The sequence below is a fragment of the Mesorhizobium sp. WSM4844 genome (assembly GCF_055811775.1).
This window is the reverse complement of sequence record NZ_JBVVQB010000042.1, coordinates 45,007-61,371: the sequence shown is the minus strand read 5'-3', so window position 1 is coordinate 61,371 and position 16,365 is coordinate 45,007. Positions and strand designations below refer to the sequence as shown.

11 protein-coding genes and 8 pseudogenes are annotated in these 16,365 nt (G+C 60.9%); 14 read left to right on the top strand and 5 right to left on the bottom strand.

Features of this window, described 5'->3' with window-relative positions; all coding sequences use genetic code 11:
• Window positions 1-1,284: 1,284 nt before the first annotated feature.
• Window positions 1,285-1,695, top strand: a pseudogene (locus AC0L2A_RS26195) (trypsin-like serine peptidase); the annotation flags it as partial.
• Between the two features lie 154 nt (window positions 1,696-1,849).
• Here the strand turns inward: AC0L2A_RS26195 and AC0L2A_RS26190 are convergent.
• The gene (locus tag AC0L2A_RS26190; RefSeq protein ID WP_473611253.1) at window positions 1,850-2,209 is read right to left on the bottom strand and encodes a winged helix-turn-helix transcriptional regulator; all 360 of its coding nucleotides are present in this window, start codon (window positions 2,207-2,209) and stop codon (window positions 1,850-1,852) included.
• 146 nt (window positions 2,210-2,355) lie between these two features.
• Here AC0L2A_RS26190 and AC0L2A_RS26185 point away from each other — a divergent pair, with 146 nt between their 5' ends.
• The 10 genes and pseudogenes from AC0L2A_RS26185 to maiA all read left to right on the top strand — a co-directional run bounded on the left by AC0L2A_RS26185 (window position 2,356) and on the right by maiA (window position 10,325).
• A complete protein-coding gene (locus tag AC0L2A_RS26185) occupies window positions 2,356-3,342 on the top strand; it encodes an NADPH:quinone reductase (RefSeq protein WP_473523900.1) in 987 nt (328 codons plus the stop codon).
• 592 nt (window positions 3,343-3,934) lie between these two features.
• A pseudogene (locus AC0L2A_RS26180) lies at window positions 3,935-4,261 on the top strand (VOC family protein); the annotation flags it as partial.
• Between the two features lie 632 nt (window positions 4,262-4,893).
• Window positions 4,894-5,294: pseudogene (locus AC0L2A_RS26175) on the top strand (transposase family protein); the annotation flags it as partial.
• A gap of 11 nt (window positions 5,295-5,305) precedes the next feature.
• Window positions 5,306-5,539 carry a transposase gene (locus tag AC0L2A_RS26170; RefSeq protein ID WP_473611252.1) on the top strand — a complete coding sequence of 78 codons (234 nt, stop codon included), beginning with the start codon at window positions 5,306-5,308 and terminating at the stop codon, window positions 5,537-5,539.
• Window positions 5,540-5,720: 181 nt separating this feature from the next.
• Window positions 5,721-6,248 (top strand): annotated as a pseudogene (locus AC0L2A_RS26165) (fumarylacetoacetate hydrolase family protein); the annotation flags it as partial.
• A gap of 4 nt (window positions 6,249-6,252) precedes the next feature.
• A complete protein-coding gene (locus AC0L2A_RS26160; RefSeq protein ID WP_473491969.1) occupies window positions 6,253-7,203 on the top strand; it encodes an MBL fold metallo-hydrolase in 951 nt (316 codons plus the stop codon).
• A 30-nt stretch (window positions 7,204-7,233) separates the two neighbouring features.
• Entirely contained in the window at window positions 7,234-8,841 is a 1,608-nt protein-coding gene (locus AC0L2A_RS26155; RefSeq protein WP_473611245.1) for an FAD-dependent oxidoreductase, read from the top strand.
• A gap of 15 nt (window positions 8,842-8,856) precedes the next feature.
• The gene (locus AC0L2A_RS26150; RefSeq protein WP_473611244.1) at window positions 8,857-9,054 is read left to right on the top strand and encodes a DUF2783 domain-containing protein; all 198 of its coding nucleotides are present in this window, start codon (window positions 8,857-8,859) and stop codon (window positions 9,052-9,054) included.
• Between the two features lie 284 nt (window positions 9,055-9,338).
• Window positions 9,339-9,662, top strand: a complete 324-nt coding sequence (locus AC0L2A_RS26145) for a VOC family protein (protein ID WP_473611243.1) — start codon at window positions 9,339-9,341, stop codon at window positions 9,660-9,662.
• A 58-nt stretch (window positions 9,663-9,720) separates the two neighbouring features.
• Window positions 9,721-10,325 (top strand): annotated as a pseudogene (gene maiA / locus AC0L2A_RS26140) (maleylacetoacetate isomerase).
• Between the two features lie 74 nt (window positions 10,326-10,399).
• On the opposite strand, the gene AC0L2A_RS26135 reads toward maiA, so the two are convergent.
• The 3 genes and pseudogenes from AC0L2A_RS26135 to AC0L2A_RS26125 all read right to left on the bottom strand — a co-directional run bounded on the left by AC0L2A_RS26135 (window position 10,400) and on the right by AC0L2A_RS26125 (window position 11,530).
• Window positions 10,400-10,588 (bottom strand): hypothetical protein, encoded by a 189-nt coding sequence (locus AC0L2A_RS26135; RefSeq protein ID WP_473491979.1) that lies wholly within the window; start codon window positions 10,586-10,588, stop codon window positions 10,400-10,402.
• Window positions 10,588-10,897: pseudogene (locus tag AC0L2A_RS26130) on the bottom strand (TrbC/VirB2 family type IV secretion system protein). Before AC0L2A_RS26130 ends, AC0L2A_RS26135 begins: the two are co-directional and overlap by 1 nt.
• Window positions 10,898-11,065: 168 nt before the next feature.
• Window positions 11,066-11,530, bottom strand: coding sequence for a hypothetical protein (locus tag AC0L2A_RS26125; RefSeq protein WP_473611241.1), 465 nt, complete (start codon window positions 11,528-11,530; stop codon window positions 11,066-11,068).
• A gap of 90 nt (window positions 11,531-11,620) precedes the next feature.
• Here AC0L2A_RS26125 and AC0L2A_RS26120 point away from each other — a divergent pair, with 90 nt between their 5' ends.
• Both AC0L2A_RS26120 and sbmA read left to right on the top strand, forming a co-directional pair.
• Complete coding sequence (locus AC0L2A_RS26120) at window positions 11,621-11,884, top strand: hypothetical protein (RefSeq protein ID WP_473611240.1); 264 nt, start codon at window positions 11,621-11,623, stop codon at window positions 11,882-11,884.
• A 45-nt stretch (window positions 11,885-11,929) separates the two neighbouring features.
• Window positions 11,930-13,207, top strand: a complete 1,278-nt coding sequence (gene sbmA, locus AC0L2A_RS26115) for a peptide antibiotic transporter SbmA (protein ID WP_473611239.1) — start codon at window positions 11,930-11,932, stop codon at window positions 13,205-13,207.
• A 26-nt stretch (window positions 13,208-13,233) separates the two neighbouring features.
• Here the strand turns inward: sbmA and AC0L2A_RS26110 are convergent.
• A pseudogene (locus AC0L2A_RS26110) lies at window positions 13,234-13,657 on the bottom strand (polysaccharide deacetylase family protein); the annotation flags it as partial.
• Window positions 13,658-14,771: 1,114 nt separating this feature from the next.
• Here AC0L2A_RS26110 and AC0L2A_RS26105 point away from each other — a divergent pair.
• Window positions 14,772-15,100, top strand: a pseudogene (locus AC0L2A_RS26105) (molybdopterin-dependent oxidoreductase); the annotation flags it as partial.
• Between the last annotated feature and the right edge of the window lie 1,265 nt (window positions 15,101-16,365).

Below are 16,365 nucleotides of genomic sequence, written 5' to 3'. Positions count from 1 at the left end.
CAACGTCCTGAACTGCACGTCGCGCTTGCCTCTCGGCGGATTTGAAGCTCCCAAGATCGCGTGCTGTATCGCGCGGGCTAGCGGTTATTACCCGCCCTGCAACATTGGTCAGTGGCCCGTCCGGAAGGTCAAGGCGGTTACGCCGTTCCTCGGCCCTCCTTCCGTCGCGGGATGAACTTCCAGCTGCACGTGTCCGCTTGCTATCGCGATCCATTGCTCGGCTTCCAGAGTCGTATCTCTACCCCATGAGGTTACCACCGAAGCTTGATCCGCTAAACCAATATGGTGTTACACTTGTAGTCTCGCAGAGGCTTCTCCCAGCTCTCTGGGTCACGCCGAGAGCCGTCGATGAACAGGTGAGCACAAGGTTCGCGCACCTCTGGGGAACAAATCTGTAGACCGACGTTCCTCACTGCAATCTTATGCGACTTTTGGGCGAACAAACACCAAACAACACTACAAAGGCTCCGCTCAAATTCTACGGAATCCAAGAGACAAGATACAGACCGCTGATGGGTCCGACGCGGTACTCTAACTTGGGACGCGATGTCGGATGAGCGTGAGCCCTGTCGGCCGAAGGGCATTTACCGTGAGTCCTTCGGCGAGGACAAACCCATCGTCGTTCTTGCCGGCAAGCTCAATGCCAATCGCTGCCATGGCGCAGGTCACTGGTCTCCTCTCGCTGCGGCGCCAGATCATCGCTATCGACGTTGAAGGCCACGGCCAGGTCTGCGAGACACGCCCATGAACCGCGAAAGGAACGGCGATGACGTTGCCGCAGTCCGGCGCCTGGGGATAGTCCAAGCCGACGTAGCGGTTTGGCCGACCATCTGCACAACGGTAACATTTCCGTCGTTTCCGACGATTATAGGTTGCGCATCACTTCTGATTCGGCGGACCAGATGGCGGATTAGCGCAAGAAGCAAATCTTTCGTACGAGCAGCAAATGGCGGTGGAACGACCCGACGCCGGCCCCGTGCCTAAGAGCGCTACGGACTGGGGCATCCAGGGTCTGGCCATCCTGCCCGGTGATGTCCAGAAGACCCGACGCATTCGAAGCCCTAAATTTGAAGGTCTGCCGGCCGACGCCAGCACCATGTTCGAACTGCTGTCCGTCACCTGGAACAGGTTGTCGGCTCCAACGATCCGCGCCCGGCCTGGTGGCTGGAGGAAGGCGCAGCTCGCTCGCGCGCCGTTTGCAAGATCGACGCTTCTGGCGTCGATCTACAAAGGGCGCTCCGGCACTTGGAGCGGGTCCGGTTTTCTGGTCGCGCCGGGTATACTGTGCACCAACCATCACGTCCTCAACAGCAAGGAGGTCACCGCGCGCTGTTCGATTTCGCCGCCCTTCCCGACGGGACTGTGCGACAGGTCTCAACTTTTCACCTGCGTCCCGACCTCCTTTTCTGGACCAGCCCGGTCGTCGCAACCGGCTGCAAGGGCAGTCTCGATGTCACATTTGTTGCCGTCGAAGGCCAGCCCGGCTCGACCTTCGGCAGCATTCCGCTTCTGCGGCAAGCCTTTGTTGTAGCTGACGAAGACAAGCTGAATGTCATCCAGCACCTAAATGGACGCCTCAAGGAAGTCGCGATCCGCAACAACACGGTGGTGTTCCAAAACACCCAGGTCGTCCAATATCGGTCGGACACCGAGGCGGGCAGTTCGGGCGCGCCGGTAATGAATGACGGTTGGGAGCTCGTAGCGCTTCACCATGCGGCGAAAGAAGACAAGTCGAACGAAGGCATCAAGTTCTCGGCGATCGCCGCTGCTCTGGAACTGGAGGCGCAAACCGGCAACGCGAGATGCACCCGAACCGACAATGGCACTTGGCCTCGATCCTGTCGGCCCTCTACGAGCGCCTTGACGATGTGTGATCCCGATCGGCGGATGCACGCGGTCGGGCGACCTCAAGTGCCTCGCCGTCAGGCCCGCAAACAAGGCCGTTTCGGGCGGCAAACGTCTCGCACCACTCCTTCATCGCGTTCAGGACCGGCGCGAGCGTCTTCCCGAACTCTGTGAGGGAGTACTCCACGCGGGGCGGCACTTCGGCAAAGACCTGGCGTTCGACCACGCCGTCGGTCTCGAACTGTCGGAGTTGCATCGCGATGGAGCGCTGGCTCGGCTCGCCCACCATGCGCCGGAGTTCACCACGTCGTGGGCCGTTGAGGAGTTCGTAGATGATCAGCGGTTTCCACTTTCCGCCGGCCACGTCGACCGTCACCTCCACCGCACAGTTGTAGGCGAAGCTTCAATGATGTACTTTATACACCTATAGGCAAAAATATTGCCTACTTGCAAGAACACTTGTGGCATCGACATCCCTTTGGTCATTGGCAAAATGTCAGGAGACCGAGAATGAGAGCTGCTTTCTACGACCGGCAGGGCGCCGCGAAGGACGTCCTCCAGATAGGTTCTCTTCCTGATCCCGAGCCCCAGTTCGGCGAGGTCCGGGTCAAGGTGGCCGTCTCCGGCCTGAACCCCTCGGATATCAAGACGAGAACGGGCTTCGGCGGCAGGCCGATGCCCTTTCCCCGTGTCGTTCCCCATCAGGATGCGGCCGGGATCATCGACAAGGTTGGGCCGGGCGTGTCCGAGGAGCGGATCGGTGAACGGGTCTGGGTTTTCAAGGCTCAGACAGGCCAGGCGTTCGGATCCGCGGCCGAGTTCGTGGTGGTTCCGTCCTCCCATGCGGCCCCTCTTGCCGAGAATGCGTCGTTTGATGTCGGGGCTTCACTGGGCATCGCGGCCATCACCGCCCATCGCTGCCTCTTCGCCGATGGTGATCTGCGCGGAAAGCGCGTTCTCGTCCAGGGCGGCGCGGGAGCCGTCGGCACGGCGGCCATCCTCCTCGCCAAATGGGCGGGCGCCTGGGTCGCGGCGACCGTGAGCCGCGAGGAGCAAGCCACGGTGGCAGCGGCGGCGGGCGCCGATCTCGTGATCAACCGTCATCAGGAAGACATCGCTGAACGGATCAGGGCCGCGACCGGCGGCCGTGGCGTCGAGCGTATCGTCGACGTCGATTTGGCAGCCAACGTCGAGGCCGATATCGCCTGCCTCGCTCCGAGCGGCGTCGCGACGGCCTACGCGACGGAGGATCCGACGGTCAGGTTGTCGATGCCGTTCCTATCGACGATGTTCGGGGGCTATGCCTTCCGCTTCGTGTTCTTCTACACGATCCCTGAGGATGCGTTCCGCCAGGCAGTCGAAGAGGTCTCCGCCTGCGTGGCGGCTGGGGCCTACTGGCCGCAGATCGCGATGAAGCTGCCGCTCGACCGCATTGCCGAAGCGCATGAGGCACAGGAGAGGGGCAAGGCAGTCGGCAAGATCCTGATCGAAATCTGATCTGATCTTGCATTTTGGCGACGGAGCGTGCCACCCATCCCTCACTCGGGGTCGGGGCACATGTGCTGATTTCCTGCACGGCCTAAAAGCGGTCGTTCAGGAGATCGTCAACGGGCGGCTTCGAAAGCGCCGCCGGTAGTCGTTGGGCGTCAAGCCGACGATCCGGATGAGCACTTTCCGGAGGGCGCCGGGATCGGATGACCACCGGGGTTCAGCCGCAGGCCAACACCATGTCGGGATACGAGACCCAGTAGGTGCTGGGAGGATGACCTCGTCGCTTTCGCCGACGGTGCCACCAAGGCGTTGTAGATGACCTGCTTCGGTCCCAACCGTCACCTGATCGAGGTCGCAACGGAGCTTTGCGATGATGGCCTGGCGCAGCGCCGGCGCAGCGTTACGGGCGTGTACCGCGTCTTGCCTGCTGCGAGCGCGGCCACGACCGCATCCTTGGGCCTCCTGTTGGCGCACGAGCGCGAGCAGTTCCGGAGCGACCGCGCGATCGAAGGCCGCGACGCCATCCTCGTCGCCGAGAACGACATCCCCGGCATGACCACCATGCCGTTGGCAGCAACGGGAAGGTTGATCTCGCCGCGCAGCGAGCAAAGCGTTCTTCCTCAAGGCACTCGAACCGCTCGGTGTAGCTGTTGCCTCGGAGGGGACGCCGACGTACGGTGTCGAGCTTGGCCCGAAGGGTAAGGCTTCATTGTGCATGTACCAAACCCAGGAGAAGCCGGCGCATCTTCACGGCCGAGAATCGCCAGCAAGTCGAACTTTCTATCGCGCGGCTCTGGAGGCAGGTTGCAAAGACAATGGTGCGCCTGGTCTGCGCCCGCACTACCACGCGACCTACTATGCAGCTTTCGTCATTGGTCCGGACGGGCACAACATCGAAGTGGTTTGCCACGAACCCGATGCCTAACCCTTCCATCCAGGGGACGTCCACAAGCGGGGCTTCGCTGACTTGCGGCCGCCCCGCATAGCAAACGTCGAATATGTGCTTCCAGCCCAGATGCATTTGACTATCGCCAAAGTGCGTCTAGCTGGACGCGTCACAACATCCGCCCTTGGAGACCAGACGAGGCCGCCTGATTACTGACATACGGCGCGAAGCGGCCATTCACCTGCAGGAGACAAAGGTCGCCTTCGGTGAGGGGCGTGAATTTAATGACGTCACTGGCTCGGATCGGCGGAGACACTGCGCTCCAACCCATCGCACAGTGCCGAGGGTCATATAGACCAACGCGCCACGGCTCACCCCGGTTGTTCGCAAGCAGTCCTCGAGTTGGCCCGCGTGGATTCGCATGTCCTCCTCCGATGGCGCGATGTCGCTTTCCAATCAAGAACGACCGAGACGCGGCCATCGTCCATAGCGACGGCATCGATCCGGCCGGCAAGCGCTGGTGTGGTCGCTCTCGATTTCCATCTCAGGTCTTGCAGGATCGAAAGTGTCCGACGTGCAATCGGATGCGTGTGTCACTTGGCAGTTAATGAGGGTCTTCCTCAATTTGTGTGGTTCATCCGCTGTTAGCGACGCTATCGCTATGGGCGGGCATGCGAACGAAATCGAAATGGTCGCCCGGCCCAGGGGGCAGAATTCTGGGTGTCGCGCTCACTGATGATCACAGTTGGGTTGTTTCCGCTGCCGGACCAGCGATCGGCATTTGCCCCGATTGTGGCCGGCGAAGCCGAAGTCGGCATGGCTGGTCCAACCGCACCTTCAGGATCTGCCGGTCCAGGGCAAGCCCGTGACGGTGAAGCTCCTGCTGAGCCGCTGGCGATGTGCACATCAGAAATGTGAGCGACAAACGTTCACTGATCGACTCCCGACGGTTGCTTCCCCTTATGCGCGCAGGACAACGAGGGTCGTGGAGATTGTCGGCTTGCTCGGCCATAGCACGGGTGGACGTCCTGGCGAACGCCGCATGCAACGGCTCGGCATGCCGGTCAGTGACGGTCGGAAACACTGGACCCCTGGATCGACGATGCAATCGACTCCGACATCATTCCGATCATGCGATACGCCCGTGTTTTGCGCAGAGACATCGATGCCGTCAACAACGCCATCGAGCTGCCCTGGAGCAACGGACAGGCCGAAGGTCAGATCAACCGCCTCAAGACCATCAAGCGCGCAATGTACGACAGGGCAGGCCCCGAACTGCTGAGAGCACGAATGCTGCCACCGCGCCACACAAATTGAGGAAGAACCCAGTTAACTGCCAAGCGACAGCAGAAAATCCTCCAGCGAAAGTACGTCCTCGACCATCCCGATCCGCCCCTTGCGGCCTTGATAGTTACATTTTCGATAGTTACAAACGCAACAACTTGGATCGTCAAGCCTGTCTGCGGGCGGCGATCTGTCGAAACCTGAACGGGAGGTTCACATGCTGGTCAATGACGTCTCCCTGCGCGGGCTGATCCCGGTGGAGCTTGCAAAGGGATTCGGTTTCTTTCAGTCAAAGCCGTCTTCCGCCTTCTCACCGGTGGCGGTCACCCCCGGGGAGCTGGGCGATGCCTGGGACGGAGGCAAGCTGCACCTGCCGCTGGCCGTGGACTTGAACGGCAAGCCCTTCGGCCGCGCCAACGCCGCCATCGACATGACCTTCGATTTCCTACGCTAATGGCCCACGCGCCGAAAACACGGCCGCTCGCCGCCGGCACAATCATCGGCTCGGGCACGGTATCGAACAAGCTCGGCGATGGGCCGGGCAAACCTGTCTCTGAAGGCGGCGTCGGCTATTCCTGCATCGCCGAGATCAAAATGATCGAGACTATCGAGCAGGGTGCGGCAAAGACACCTTTCATGCGTTTCGGCGACACGGTCCACATCGAGATGAGAGACAAGGCCGGCCACTCGGATCTTCGGCGCGATTGAGCAGACGGTGCCGCAACACAAGAAGGAAGCCTGAGACCATGGCCAAGCAATTCGCATCTGTCGGCGATATGGCAGAGAAAAAGATCTCCTTCACCGAGATCGGCCGCGACTTGTGGGCCTTCACCGCCGAGGGCGACCCGAACACTGGTGTCATCATCGGCGACGAATCGGTGATGGTGATCGACGCTCAGGCCACGCCCCGACTGGCCGGCAAGGTGATCGAGAAGGTCAGGACCGTCACCGACAAGCCGATCAACTATGTCGTGCTGACGCACTATCACGCTGTGCGGGTTCTCGGCGCTTCGGTCTATGGCGCGCAGCAGACGATCATGTCGGAGAAGGCGCGCGCCATGGTCGCCGAGCGCGGGCAGGAGGACTGGGACTCCGAGTTCGGCCGGTTTCCGCGCCTCTTCCAGGGCCACGAGTCGATCCCCGGCCTGACCTGGCCGACGCTGACCTTCAACGACCGGTTGACGCTCTATCTCGGGAAGCGGCGGGTGGACCTTGAATTCCTTGGCCGCGCGCATACGGCAGGCGACATCGTCGCCTTCGTGCCCGACGCCAACGTCATGTTCACCGGCGACATCGTCGAGTACCATTCGGCCTGCTATTGCGGCGACGGCCATTTTGCCGACTGGCCGCGCACGCTGGAGGCGATCCGGTCGTTTGACCTCGACGCGATCGCGCCGGGACGCGGCGACGCGCTGGTTGGCGCGGAGAAGGTCAATGCCGCGCTCGACAACACTGCCGATTTCGTCAGTTCCACCTACCGGCCGGTGGCGCGGGTGGCGCAGGGCGGTGGCTCGCTGAAGGAGGCGTGGGACGCGGCGCGCGCGGCGTGCGATCCGAAATTCGCATCCTACGCTATCTACGAGCACTGCCTGCCCTTCAACGTCGCCCGCGCCTACGACGAGGCGCTCGGCATCGACATGCCGCGCATCTGGACCGCAGAGCGCGACCGACAGATGTGGGCGGAACTTCAGGGCTAGCAGTCCGGATGCGACCCGGCGGGAGGACACATGGCAAAGATCTTCGAGACGCCGCTTTATCCCTACAGGCGCTCCCCTGATCAGGACGCAATCGCGCCAGTGCGCCGTCCGGTTGTTGTGGTAGGCGCCGGGCCGGTCGGTCTAGTCTGCGCCATCGATCTCGCCCGCCAGGACATTCCCGTGGTGGTGCTGGATGAGAACGACAAGGTCAGCTTCGGCTCGCGCGCGATCTGCTTCGCCAAGCGGCCGCTGGAGATCCTGGACCGGCTGGGCTGCGGTGAGCCGATGGTGGAGAAGGGCATCGTCTGGAACGTCGGCAAGGTGTTCTTCGGGAACCGCCGGGTCTACGAGTTCAACCTGCTGCCGGAGGCCGGCCACAGGCGGCCGGCCTTCATCAACCTGCAGCAGTACCATTTCGAAAAATTCCTCGTCGACCGCGTGTGCGAACTGGAGGCGGAAGGCAGGTCGATCGAAATCCGCGGCAACAACAAGGTCACGGCGGTCGAACAGGATCGCGACGGGGTGATGCTCTCCATCGACACGCCGGAAGGCCCTTACCGCCTGCGTGCCGACTGGCTGGTCGCCTGCGACGGCGCCAACTCGCCGATCCGCGCGATGATGGGGCTCGACTTCATCGGCCGCGTGTTCGAGGACAATTTCCTCATTGCCGACGTAGTCATGGACGCCGAGTTTCCGACCGAGCGCTGGTTCTGGTTCGACCCGCCCTTCAACCGCAGCCAATCGGCGTTATTGCATAAGCAGCCCGACGGCGTCTGGCGCATCGACCTCCAGCTCGGTTGGAACATCGACAAGGAGCGGGAAAAGCAGCCGGAGAACGTCATCCCGCGGCTCAAGGCAATGCTGGGCGAGGACGCCAAATTCACACTCGAATGGGTGTCGATCTACACCTTCCAGTGCCGGCGCATGGAGAGTTTCCGCCACGGCCGGGTGCTGTTCGCGGGCGACTCGGCGCATCAGGTCTCGCCTTTCGGCGCGCGCGGCGCCAATTCCGGCCTGCAGGATGCCGACAACCTGGTGTGGAAGCTGAAGCTTGTGATGGACGGCAGGGCGCCCGAAAGCCTGCTCGACAGCTACGATACCGAGCGTATCCATGGCGCTGCCGAGAACATCCTCAACTCCAGCCGGTCGACTGACTTCATCACGCCGAAGTCGGAAATGAGCCGGATTTTTCGCGATGCCGTGCTAGATCTGTCCGAGCACTTCGCCTTCGCGCGGCCGCTGGTCAATTCCGGGCGCCTGTCGGTGCCGTGCACCTATGGCGGCTCGCCGCTCAACGGCCCTGACGCGCAGGGGCTGCCGCCGCGCACCCAGCCCGGCTCGCCGGCCGTCGATGCGCCGATAAAGGGCGGCTGGCTGCTCGACCGGCTGGGCGACCGCTTCCAACTTCTTACCATTGAAGCCGAGGCGCCCGACCTGATCGAAAGCGGCGGCATTGCGGCCGAGCGGCTGGCCCTGTCGGCTGCGGACGATCCGACCAACGCGCTGCGAGAGCGCTATCTCGGCGATGCGGGTTCGGCGGTCTATCTGTTGCGCCCCGACCAGCACGTCGCGGCGCGCTGGACCGCGTTCGACCGCGCGGAGGTCGAAGCCGCGCTTGCGAAGGCCACGGGACGCTGACGGGAGAAACCGGCGATGACGACACTCAATACGGCTCCGAACATTCCGCAGCCGGACGATTTCTACGCCGAGCTGCTGGCTCTGCACGACGGGCGAAGCAAGGCCGAAAGTGACGCCATCAATGCGCGGCTGGTTCTGCTTCTGGCCAATCATATCGGCGACGGCCGGGTGTTGAGTGATGCGCTTAGGGCGGCGGCGGACCCACCGAAATAGGAATGATGACAAGGGAGGACGCAGCTCCGGGTGGAAGTGTCCGGAGCAGGGCCAAGGCAGAGAAGCCATTCCAATGAAATCGAGAGAATTCACCACGTCGCCTATCGCTGTAAGGACGCGAAAGAGGCCGTCAACTGGTGTGTCAACAACCTCAACATGGACTTTGCTCGCCATCGCCGAAGACCAGGTGCCGTCGACCCACGAGCACGACCCTACATGACGTCTTCCTCAACGCGGGCGACGGGTAACGTGCTCGCCTCTTCGAGTTGCCGACCAAGCCGGAGATGGGCCGCGACCCGAACACGCCGAAATGGGTCCAGCACATCGCCTTCAAGGTCAAGGATCGCGACACGCTCTTGGCCTTCAAGGACAAGCTGAAGAAGAACGGGATCGATGTGCTGGGCGTCACCGACCATTCCATTTTCCATTCCATCTACTTCTTCGACCCCAACGGCCACCGGATCGAGCTGGCCTGCCCGGATCCGAAGGAAGAGGCGATGATCGAGAGGCTCGAAGCGGTGAAGTGGGATCTGGAGGAATGGTCGAAAACCAAGCGCGCCCGGGAGCATACCGAATGGCTGCATGCCAAGGAACTGTCCAAGGCATGAACCCGGACAGCCGGCCGCCATCTGAAAGGGGCGCCACATCGCGGGATCGGACCCCGCGATGAGCAAGCGTGTCCTCTACGACTACTGGCGCTCGTCGGCGAGCTATCGGGTGCGCATCGTGATGAATCTGCTCGGCATCTCCTGCGAGACGGTATCCGTGCACCTTCTGAAGAAGGAGCACAAGACGCCGCAGCATCTCGCTCAACCCGCAGGGACTAGTGCCGGTGCTGGAGATCGACGGGCTGAGGCTGACCCAGTCGCTCGCTATCATTGAATATCTGGACGAGACACGCCCGGGCTCCGGCCTGTTGCCGCCGGACCCAGCCGGGCGCGCCCGTATACGGGCGCTGCTGCCGACATCCATCCGGTCTGCAACCTTGGCCCTGTCAGCCATTGTGATGGCCCTGACAAAGGGGGGCGAAGAGGTACGCGTCGCGTGGATGCGGAAGTTCATCGGCGAGGGGCTGGCCGCGTTTGAAACGCTCCTCGAGAGTCCCACGACAGGCCTCTTCTGCCACGGCGAGCTGCGGCACCAGGCACAGATCGGCCATGTGTAACGCCCATCGCTGGAATGCGGACATAGGCGCATTGCAGCGCGTCAACGCGATCGCACAGCGTTGTGCGAAACTTCCGGCGTTCGAGGCCGCCGCTCCCCGAAACTGACCCAACCAAAGCGCACTCTGGCAGACCGTCGGCAGCGGGTCGAACCGGATTCGTTCCGCTGTGGCGACGCCCTGTCAGGCGGCGCTTTGTTCCAAACGCTGCTCGCGCATGCCCATGTACCAGTCTGCGAATTTCGAGATGCGCTTTTCCTGGGTGGAGTATCGGCCAGGCCTGTAAGCGGAGGAATTGACGCCCTTCGGCTCCGTCAATGCACGACGAACAGGAACCTCGAATCCCTGAATGTGCTGCTCTCCGGCGGCCATCACACGAGTGCTCCGCCGCCGAAGGAGAAGAAGGAGAGGAAGAAACTCGATGCCGGGAAGGCGATCGACAGGCCGAAGACGATCTGGATCAGCCGGGCGGAACCCACCTGCCATGTCGCCAAAGGCAAGGGTCAAGCCCGTGGTAATGATGATGATAACCGCGACGATCTTGGCGACGAGTCCCTGCACCGACTCCAGGACCTGCTGCAGCAGCTGTTCCCAAGGCAAGCCGGAGCCCGCCGCGCAAGCTGGGACCGTGAGAACAAACGCGAGCCCGGCGGACCAAAGAAACCGAAGCTTCTTGCACATGAATTCCGTTTCAAAACAGCTGAAGTTGCGGGAGCGTCAGTTGGGTGACGGCGTAATCGCCGCTGGCCTCTGACCGCTGGACCATGGTTCGTCCGGTTTGACGACCGACTTTTCAGCGCCGTCGGCTGGGTAGCCAGCGTCGCCCGCCGCCACCGAGACCGGCAACTGCTACGCAGAAGGACGAAGCCGAAGCCACACATCCATTCCGTAAATCTTTCTATCTAACAATTCGATTTCCCCGATTATCTGATGAGGAATATGAGGGCGCCAGGTGGCGTGGTGGGTTGCATCATAAGTAGGTCCTCGCGTCCCGAATGGCTCATCGGCACCGATCTCGAGGATTGGATGGCGGGTGACGAGGGCAATGACCGGCTTGAGGGTCGTCGCGGCAATGACAAGATCGAAGGTGGCGATGGCGATGATCACGGCATCGGCGGCGATGGAAATGACCGAATCTGGGGCGGAACGGGCGACGACTATCTTCGCGGCGACAACGGCCGCTTCCAACCGCGCCTCGTCGGCGAGGATCATGACAACCTCTCCGGCGGTCCCGGCAACGATGTCCTCTACGTGGGTGACGGCAAAGACAATTGACGGGGGGGCGGCAATGACACGTTTCTGTTCCAGTTCCACAATCCGATCCACGGAGTAGTCGAGGGGACGGGGGACATTACCACTATCAGCGATTTCAACGCGAAGGAGGACACTTTCGCCTTCGATGCGGTGGGCCGCGGCGACGACGGTTTTGGCGCGAACTTCGTCAACAACGCCGCCGCAAAGTCTGGCAGCCCGGTGAGCAGCTTCTACAGCGGTCCGTCTGCGGGTGCGAAGGGCGAGCATGTGGTGGTGATCACTGACGATTCTTTTGAGACTGCCTCCGACGCAGCGCGTAAAATCTCCGGCGAGGCCGTCGGCGACATCATCGTCTACTACTGCCACGACGATTTTAGCAAAATGGCGAAGCTGGCGTATGTCACCGCCCGCTGACAGCAACGCCGCTGATTTGCGCATCAACCGAGGAGTTTTCGCAACGTGTTCGTATCCTTCTTCCCGCAGCCGAAGCCTTTTTTCATCTCGGCCGCCGTCTGGAGCTTTCTGCTCGTCCTCCTGTGGTTTTTCGGCGGTGAGCACCTTGGCACGATGCTCGGCATGCCGCCGGTCGACCCGCAGGCCGCCCCTGTCATCAGCCCAGTAAGATTCCTTACGCCGGCATTTCTCTGGTTTTACGGATATTTCTTCGCCGGTATGGGCGTATTCTACCTTTTCTGGGCGCTGTATTCCCCGCATCGCTGGCAGAACTGGTCGATCCTTGGCTCTGGTTTGATCATTTTCGTCACCAATTTCATCGTCCAGCTCAGCGTCGCGCTCAATGACTGGCGCGGCATGTTTTACGACATGGTGCAGAGGGCACTCACCACACCGGGCTCCGTTTCCCCTGCCGAGCTTTACTACGGCGTATGGCAGTTTCTGTCCTTGGCCCTGGTCTATATGAGCATTGCCGTTCTGAACGTGTTTTTCGTCAGGCACTACGTGTTTCGCTGGCGCACCGCGATGAACGATTATTTTACCGCTTACTGGCCGCGGTTGCGCCATATCGAAGGGGCGTCGCAGCGCGTTCAGGACGACACGATGCGCTTCTCCGGCACAATGCAGGGGCTCGGAGTTAACTTCATCGACTCCATCATGACCCTGATTGCATTCCTGCCCTTGCTGGCCTCCCTTTCCCTCCATGTCTCGACGCTTCCAATCGTCGGCGCAATCCCTTATCCGCTGGTCATCGCGGCGGTCGGGTGGTCGCTGTTTGGCACCGGCTTGCTGGCAATCGTCGGCATCAAGCTTCCCGGCCTGGAATTTCGCAATCAGCGCGTTGAAGCCGCGCTGCGAAAGGAGCTTGTCCTCGGCGAGGACGATACGGCACGAGCGCAGCCACCAACGCTGGCCGAGCTTTTCAGCAATGTTCGGAAGAACTATTTCACGCTATACGCTCATTATGTCTACTTCGACATGGTCCGCTATCTCTATCTCCAAGTCGACAACGTTTTTGCTACCTTTCTTCTTGTTCCGACCTTAGCTCTTGGCAAGATAACATTTGGCGTTTTCCAGCAAATTGTCACCGCGTTTTCCCAAGTCGCCAGTTCGTTCCAATATCTCGTGAATTCCTGGCCGACCATCGTCGAGCTGATATCCATCTACAAACGCCTGCGCGCCTTCGAGGCGACGCTTGAAGGGGCGCCGCTAACGGAAATCGACCAGGACTATTTGGCGCGAGAGCGGGCCGGCTTGCGCCTTGAGGATCAGCCGGTAAGCTGAGCGTGGCGGGCGGCGAGCGCTTCTAGTCAGCCGCCCACCGACGTCTGCTTTTCGCCATCACGTCGCCGTGAAACATAGTCGCGATAGCTGATGCACTCGACATCGGGCTTGGTGCAGACCTCGCCGGCAAAGCGCTCCAGCGCATGCCAGTAGGCGCCGTCATTCATCAGCGTGAAATTGAACCGAGTTCCAGCGGAATGCGTTTGCCCTGGTACTGCATATCGAAGGCGATGCGGAAGGCGTCTATCTGGTCGGCGAATTCGTCCGCCTTGCTCGGCCGCTCGAAGCCGCCGGAATGCCTGACATAAAGATGTAATCCATCGCGATCACCCGCCTTGTGTCGGGACCTTCCGGAATCTGCGGCAGCGAGAAGCGTGTGATGCCGTCGTGGGTCGGTGGTCGGGCAGTGCCGCACGACACACTGCTCCCGTCGAACAGATAGCCCGCTGAGAGGTTTCCATGTTCTTGAGGCGGCTCCGAACCGGCTGGACCGACGATGACGTCCGCTCCGTCTACATGATCCGGCAGACTGGCAAGTCCAAGAGCTGCATATGGCGTTGGCAGAGCGCTTCGCCGCCGAAGGCTTCAAGGGCTGTTGCGCGACGCGGCCCTCGCGTATTGCGGCTCGGGGCCCCGAAGCCCGCCGAGCGCGGTTCTGGTAAGGTCGTGAGAGGAATCGGGCGACGGGCCAGAATCATGAAATCCATTGCGGCATTTTAGACATTTCAGTAACAAATAAGTTAACATTCTTTCAATTGAATTTTGGGGCTTGTTATTCAACAATTAGGCGGCCGACCCGCGGCAGGATCAAGCGGGTTAGTCGAAATCCAATTTTGCTGGTGCTTGTTGAGGGATGAGACGCTACGCATTTTGCGCGAATCTGCAAATGATTTTGTAGCTTTATTACTAATGGTTCTTTATGGAGTTGTTTTCATGCGCGTAGAAAACGATCATTGCGGTGTGATCGGTGTGTCGGTCGCTCCCACCCAACTTGATAGTCTGTCTGCTGCGATTCTGCAGCAGGAGGGATGGCGCGAGTGTCGCTGCCAGGCAATGTGGTGACCTGGGCGGCAGGCCGTCACCAGAAATCGGGATGTTAGCTGCATGGAAAAGGAGTTGACGGTTTAGGAGCGGGATGCGGCGCCAACGCACTCCGGAATCAGCCGAGGCGCGCTCGTGGGTTCGGCTTAGCCGAGAGGGGAATCCGCGAAGCACAACTCCAATTGACCAAGAGGTGAAAGCCGCGCCAGGGTATCTCTCCGCCTGTCGCTACGAAGCTGCTGTAGGCAACGCTGCTTCAAACGCAAGAACTCGCCGGACGCGATGATGTCAGTGGTCCTCGGCCTCTCGAAGGCCATATTGATTTCTTCGTGGATGCGACCTGGCTGTGCCCTACATGACGATGATTCGATCCGAAAGCAGGAAGGCTTCGTCGATGTCGTGACGAAGACGACCGTCGTTTTGAACTGCTCGAGCAGCAGTTCCTTCATCCTGAGCCGTGTAGCCGAACGGAGACAGTCGAGAATGCTGCCAACGGGATTGTGCGCGGGATCAAGGAGCCTGCGAGGGCTGGAGCGCGATCGGTGAGTGGAGGGGTATTCCTCTGAGCGTCTTCCTCCAGCATGTTGGCGCGGACATGACAGCCAAATATGTCGGCTTCAAATGCGGACCGCTATTATTCCAGTATCGATATGCCGACAGCACTGCACCCGCAAACCATCCTGGCGCTCGATTTCGGGAAGGATTCTTGCCGCTCAAATACCGATGAAGCTTAGGATGTCGACTAAGCTCGGCTTCAAGAACTCCAAGCATATCCTAGAGGTGTTCGTCGCCAATGATTATCCGGGCGGCTACTGGGAAGACCAGGGCTCCAACTGGTTCAGTGGGCTGTGAACAGCTCCGCCGCCAGCCTTGGGTGCCGCAAACTTCCACGATCGATTGATAGGCTATTGACCCGCGGCGGGTGTACCCTCAGCGATCATGCGAAGATCGTGTGACTGTCCAAGTTTCGCAAAAACGCAGGCATCCCACAGATGGGGCACTCGGCTGCTGCGGGTCACCGTCGACGACAGTCACACTTACTGATCTCGATATAATTGTGAGCCTCGGTCTTAAGAGCAGCAGTGCTGACCTCAAGCTCCTTAACCGATGTCGAAATGAGTTTGGCCGCGGGCATGGCACGCGCAAGCGGCGCACCCTGGCCAGCCCATTGTGCTCCGAATCCGCGCTCATTTCTTGCTTTTGCAGCAGCATGCAGCGCCTTTCCAGCATCGTAGGCGATCTCTGGGCAAACGGACCCCTACGATCTGCCATCAAGATCCGCCGACGATTGGGTCTGACTGGCCCCTTTTTTTGCTCCACCTTTCTTAAGCCCGCTGCAGTTGTCGGACCGGCTCTGGTCCTGCCGGCTGAGGCCGTGAATGCACATCAGACGCCACTGCCATGAAAGCCTGAAGTGCCGCGGAGAGATCCTCGTCGCTCCGCGTCACGAAAACAGTCGGCGCCGACCGCAGATTGTCAGGTAGCTGGTGTATGATGACCTGTCCGTCGGCTGCCGCATCCCCCGAGGTAGCATGGTCATCTCTACGCCGGCGGCGACGCAGCCGATGATCCCGTCCATTGTTCCGAGTTCCATCCAGCGGACATGCGTTACCCCACACGCCCCCAGGAACGTGTCCATGCGCCGGCTATAGGAACAGCCCGATCTGGCGGTGCGGCCGCCTCAACTCCGGCGTGCCGAGAGCCGGCCGCTGCGAAAGCGTCGGCCACGATGCTGTTGAGGTCACCCGGTCCTGCGGGGCCACCCTGGGTCGCTGAAAAAAGACGAGGCGGCTTGATCATCCTGCCGTCGCTGAAGCACTTCGCTCACCCCTGTTCCAGTCGCAGAGCCTGCTCTGGATTGGTTGGCGACTCGTCAGCTTGATCGAACAGCCTCCGGGGCGTCTCGAGACCCCCGGCTGACGCGGACTCCGCATCGCGAACCCGTTGCAAAGCGCAGATGAGATTGCGTTTGTCTGGAAACAACGTCTCGGCGAATTTGATCCGCGAATCGTGATCCAGCCCAGAGATCGTCAGGCCCCGACTCTCAAGCGCCTTAGAAAATCTGCGAAGACTACGACCGTACTCAGCACGGCTGCTTGGGGCCAACCTGCTGTCAC

What these genes read in the sequence shown, in the direction of transcription:
- AC0L2A_RS26185 (WP_473523900.1), top strand. Translation starts at nt 2,356, where the DNA reads ATGAGAGCTGCTTTCTACGACCGGCAGGGCGCCGCGAAGGACGTCCTC.
- AC0L2A_RS26135 (WP_473491979.1), bottom strand. Translation starts at nt 10,588, where the DNA reads ATGGCCGCCGGAGAGCAGCACATTCAGGGATTCGAGGTTCCTGTTCGT.
- AC0L2A_RS26160 (WP_473491969.1), top strand. Translation starts at nt 6,253, where the DNA reads ATGGCCAAGCAATTCGCATCTGTCGGCGATATGGCAGAGAAAAAGATC.
- AC0L2A_RS26155 (WP_473611245.1), top strand. Translation starts at nt 7,234, where the DNA reads ATGGCAAAGATCTTCGAGACGCCGCTTTATCCCTACAGGCGCTCCCCT.
- AC0L2A_RS26150 (WP_473611244.1), top strand. Translation starts at nt 8,857, where the DNA reads ATGACGACACTCAATACGGCTCCGAACATTCCGCAGCCGGACGATTTC.
- AC0L2A_RS26145 (WP_473611243.1), top strand. Translation starts at nt 9,339, where the DNA reads ATGGGCCGCGACCCGAACACGCCGAAATGGGTCCAGCACATCGCCTTC.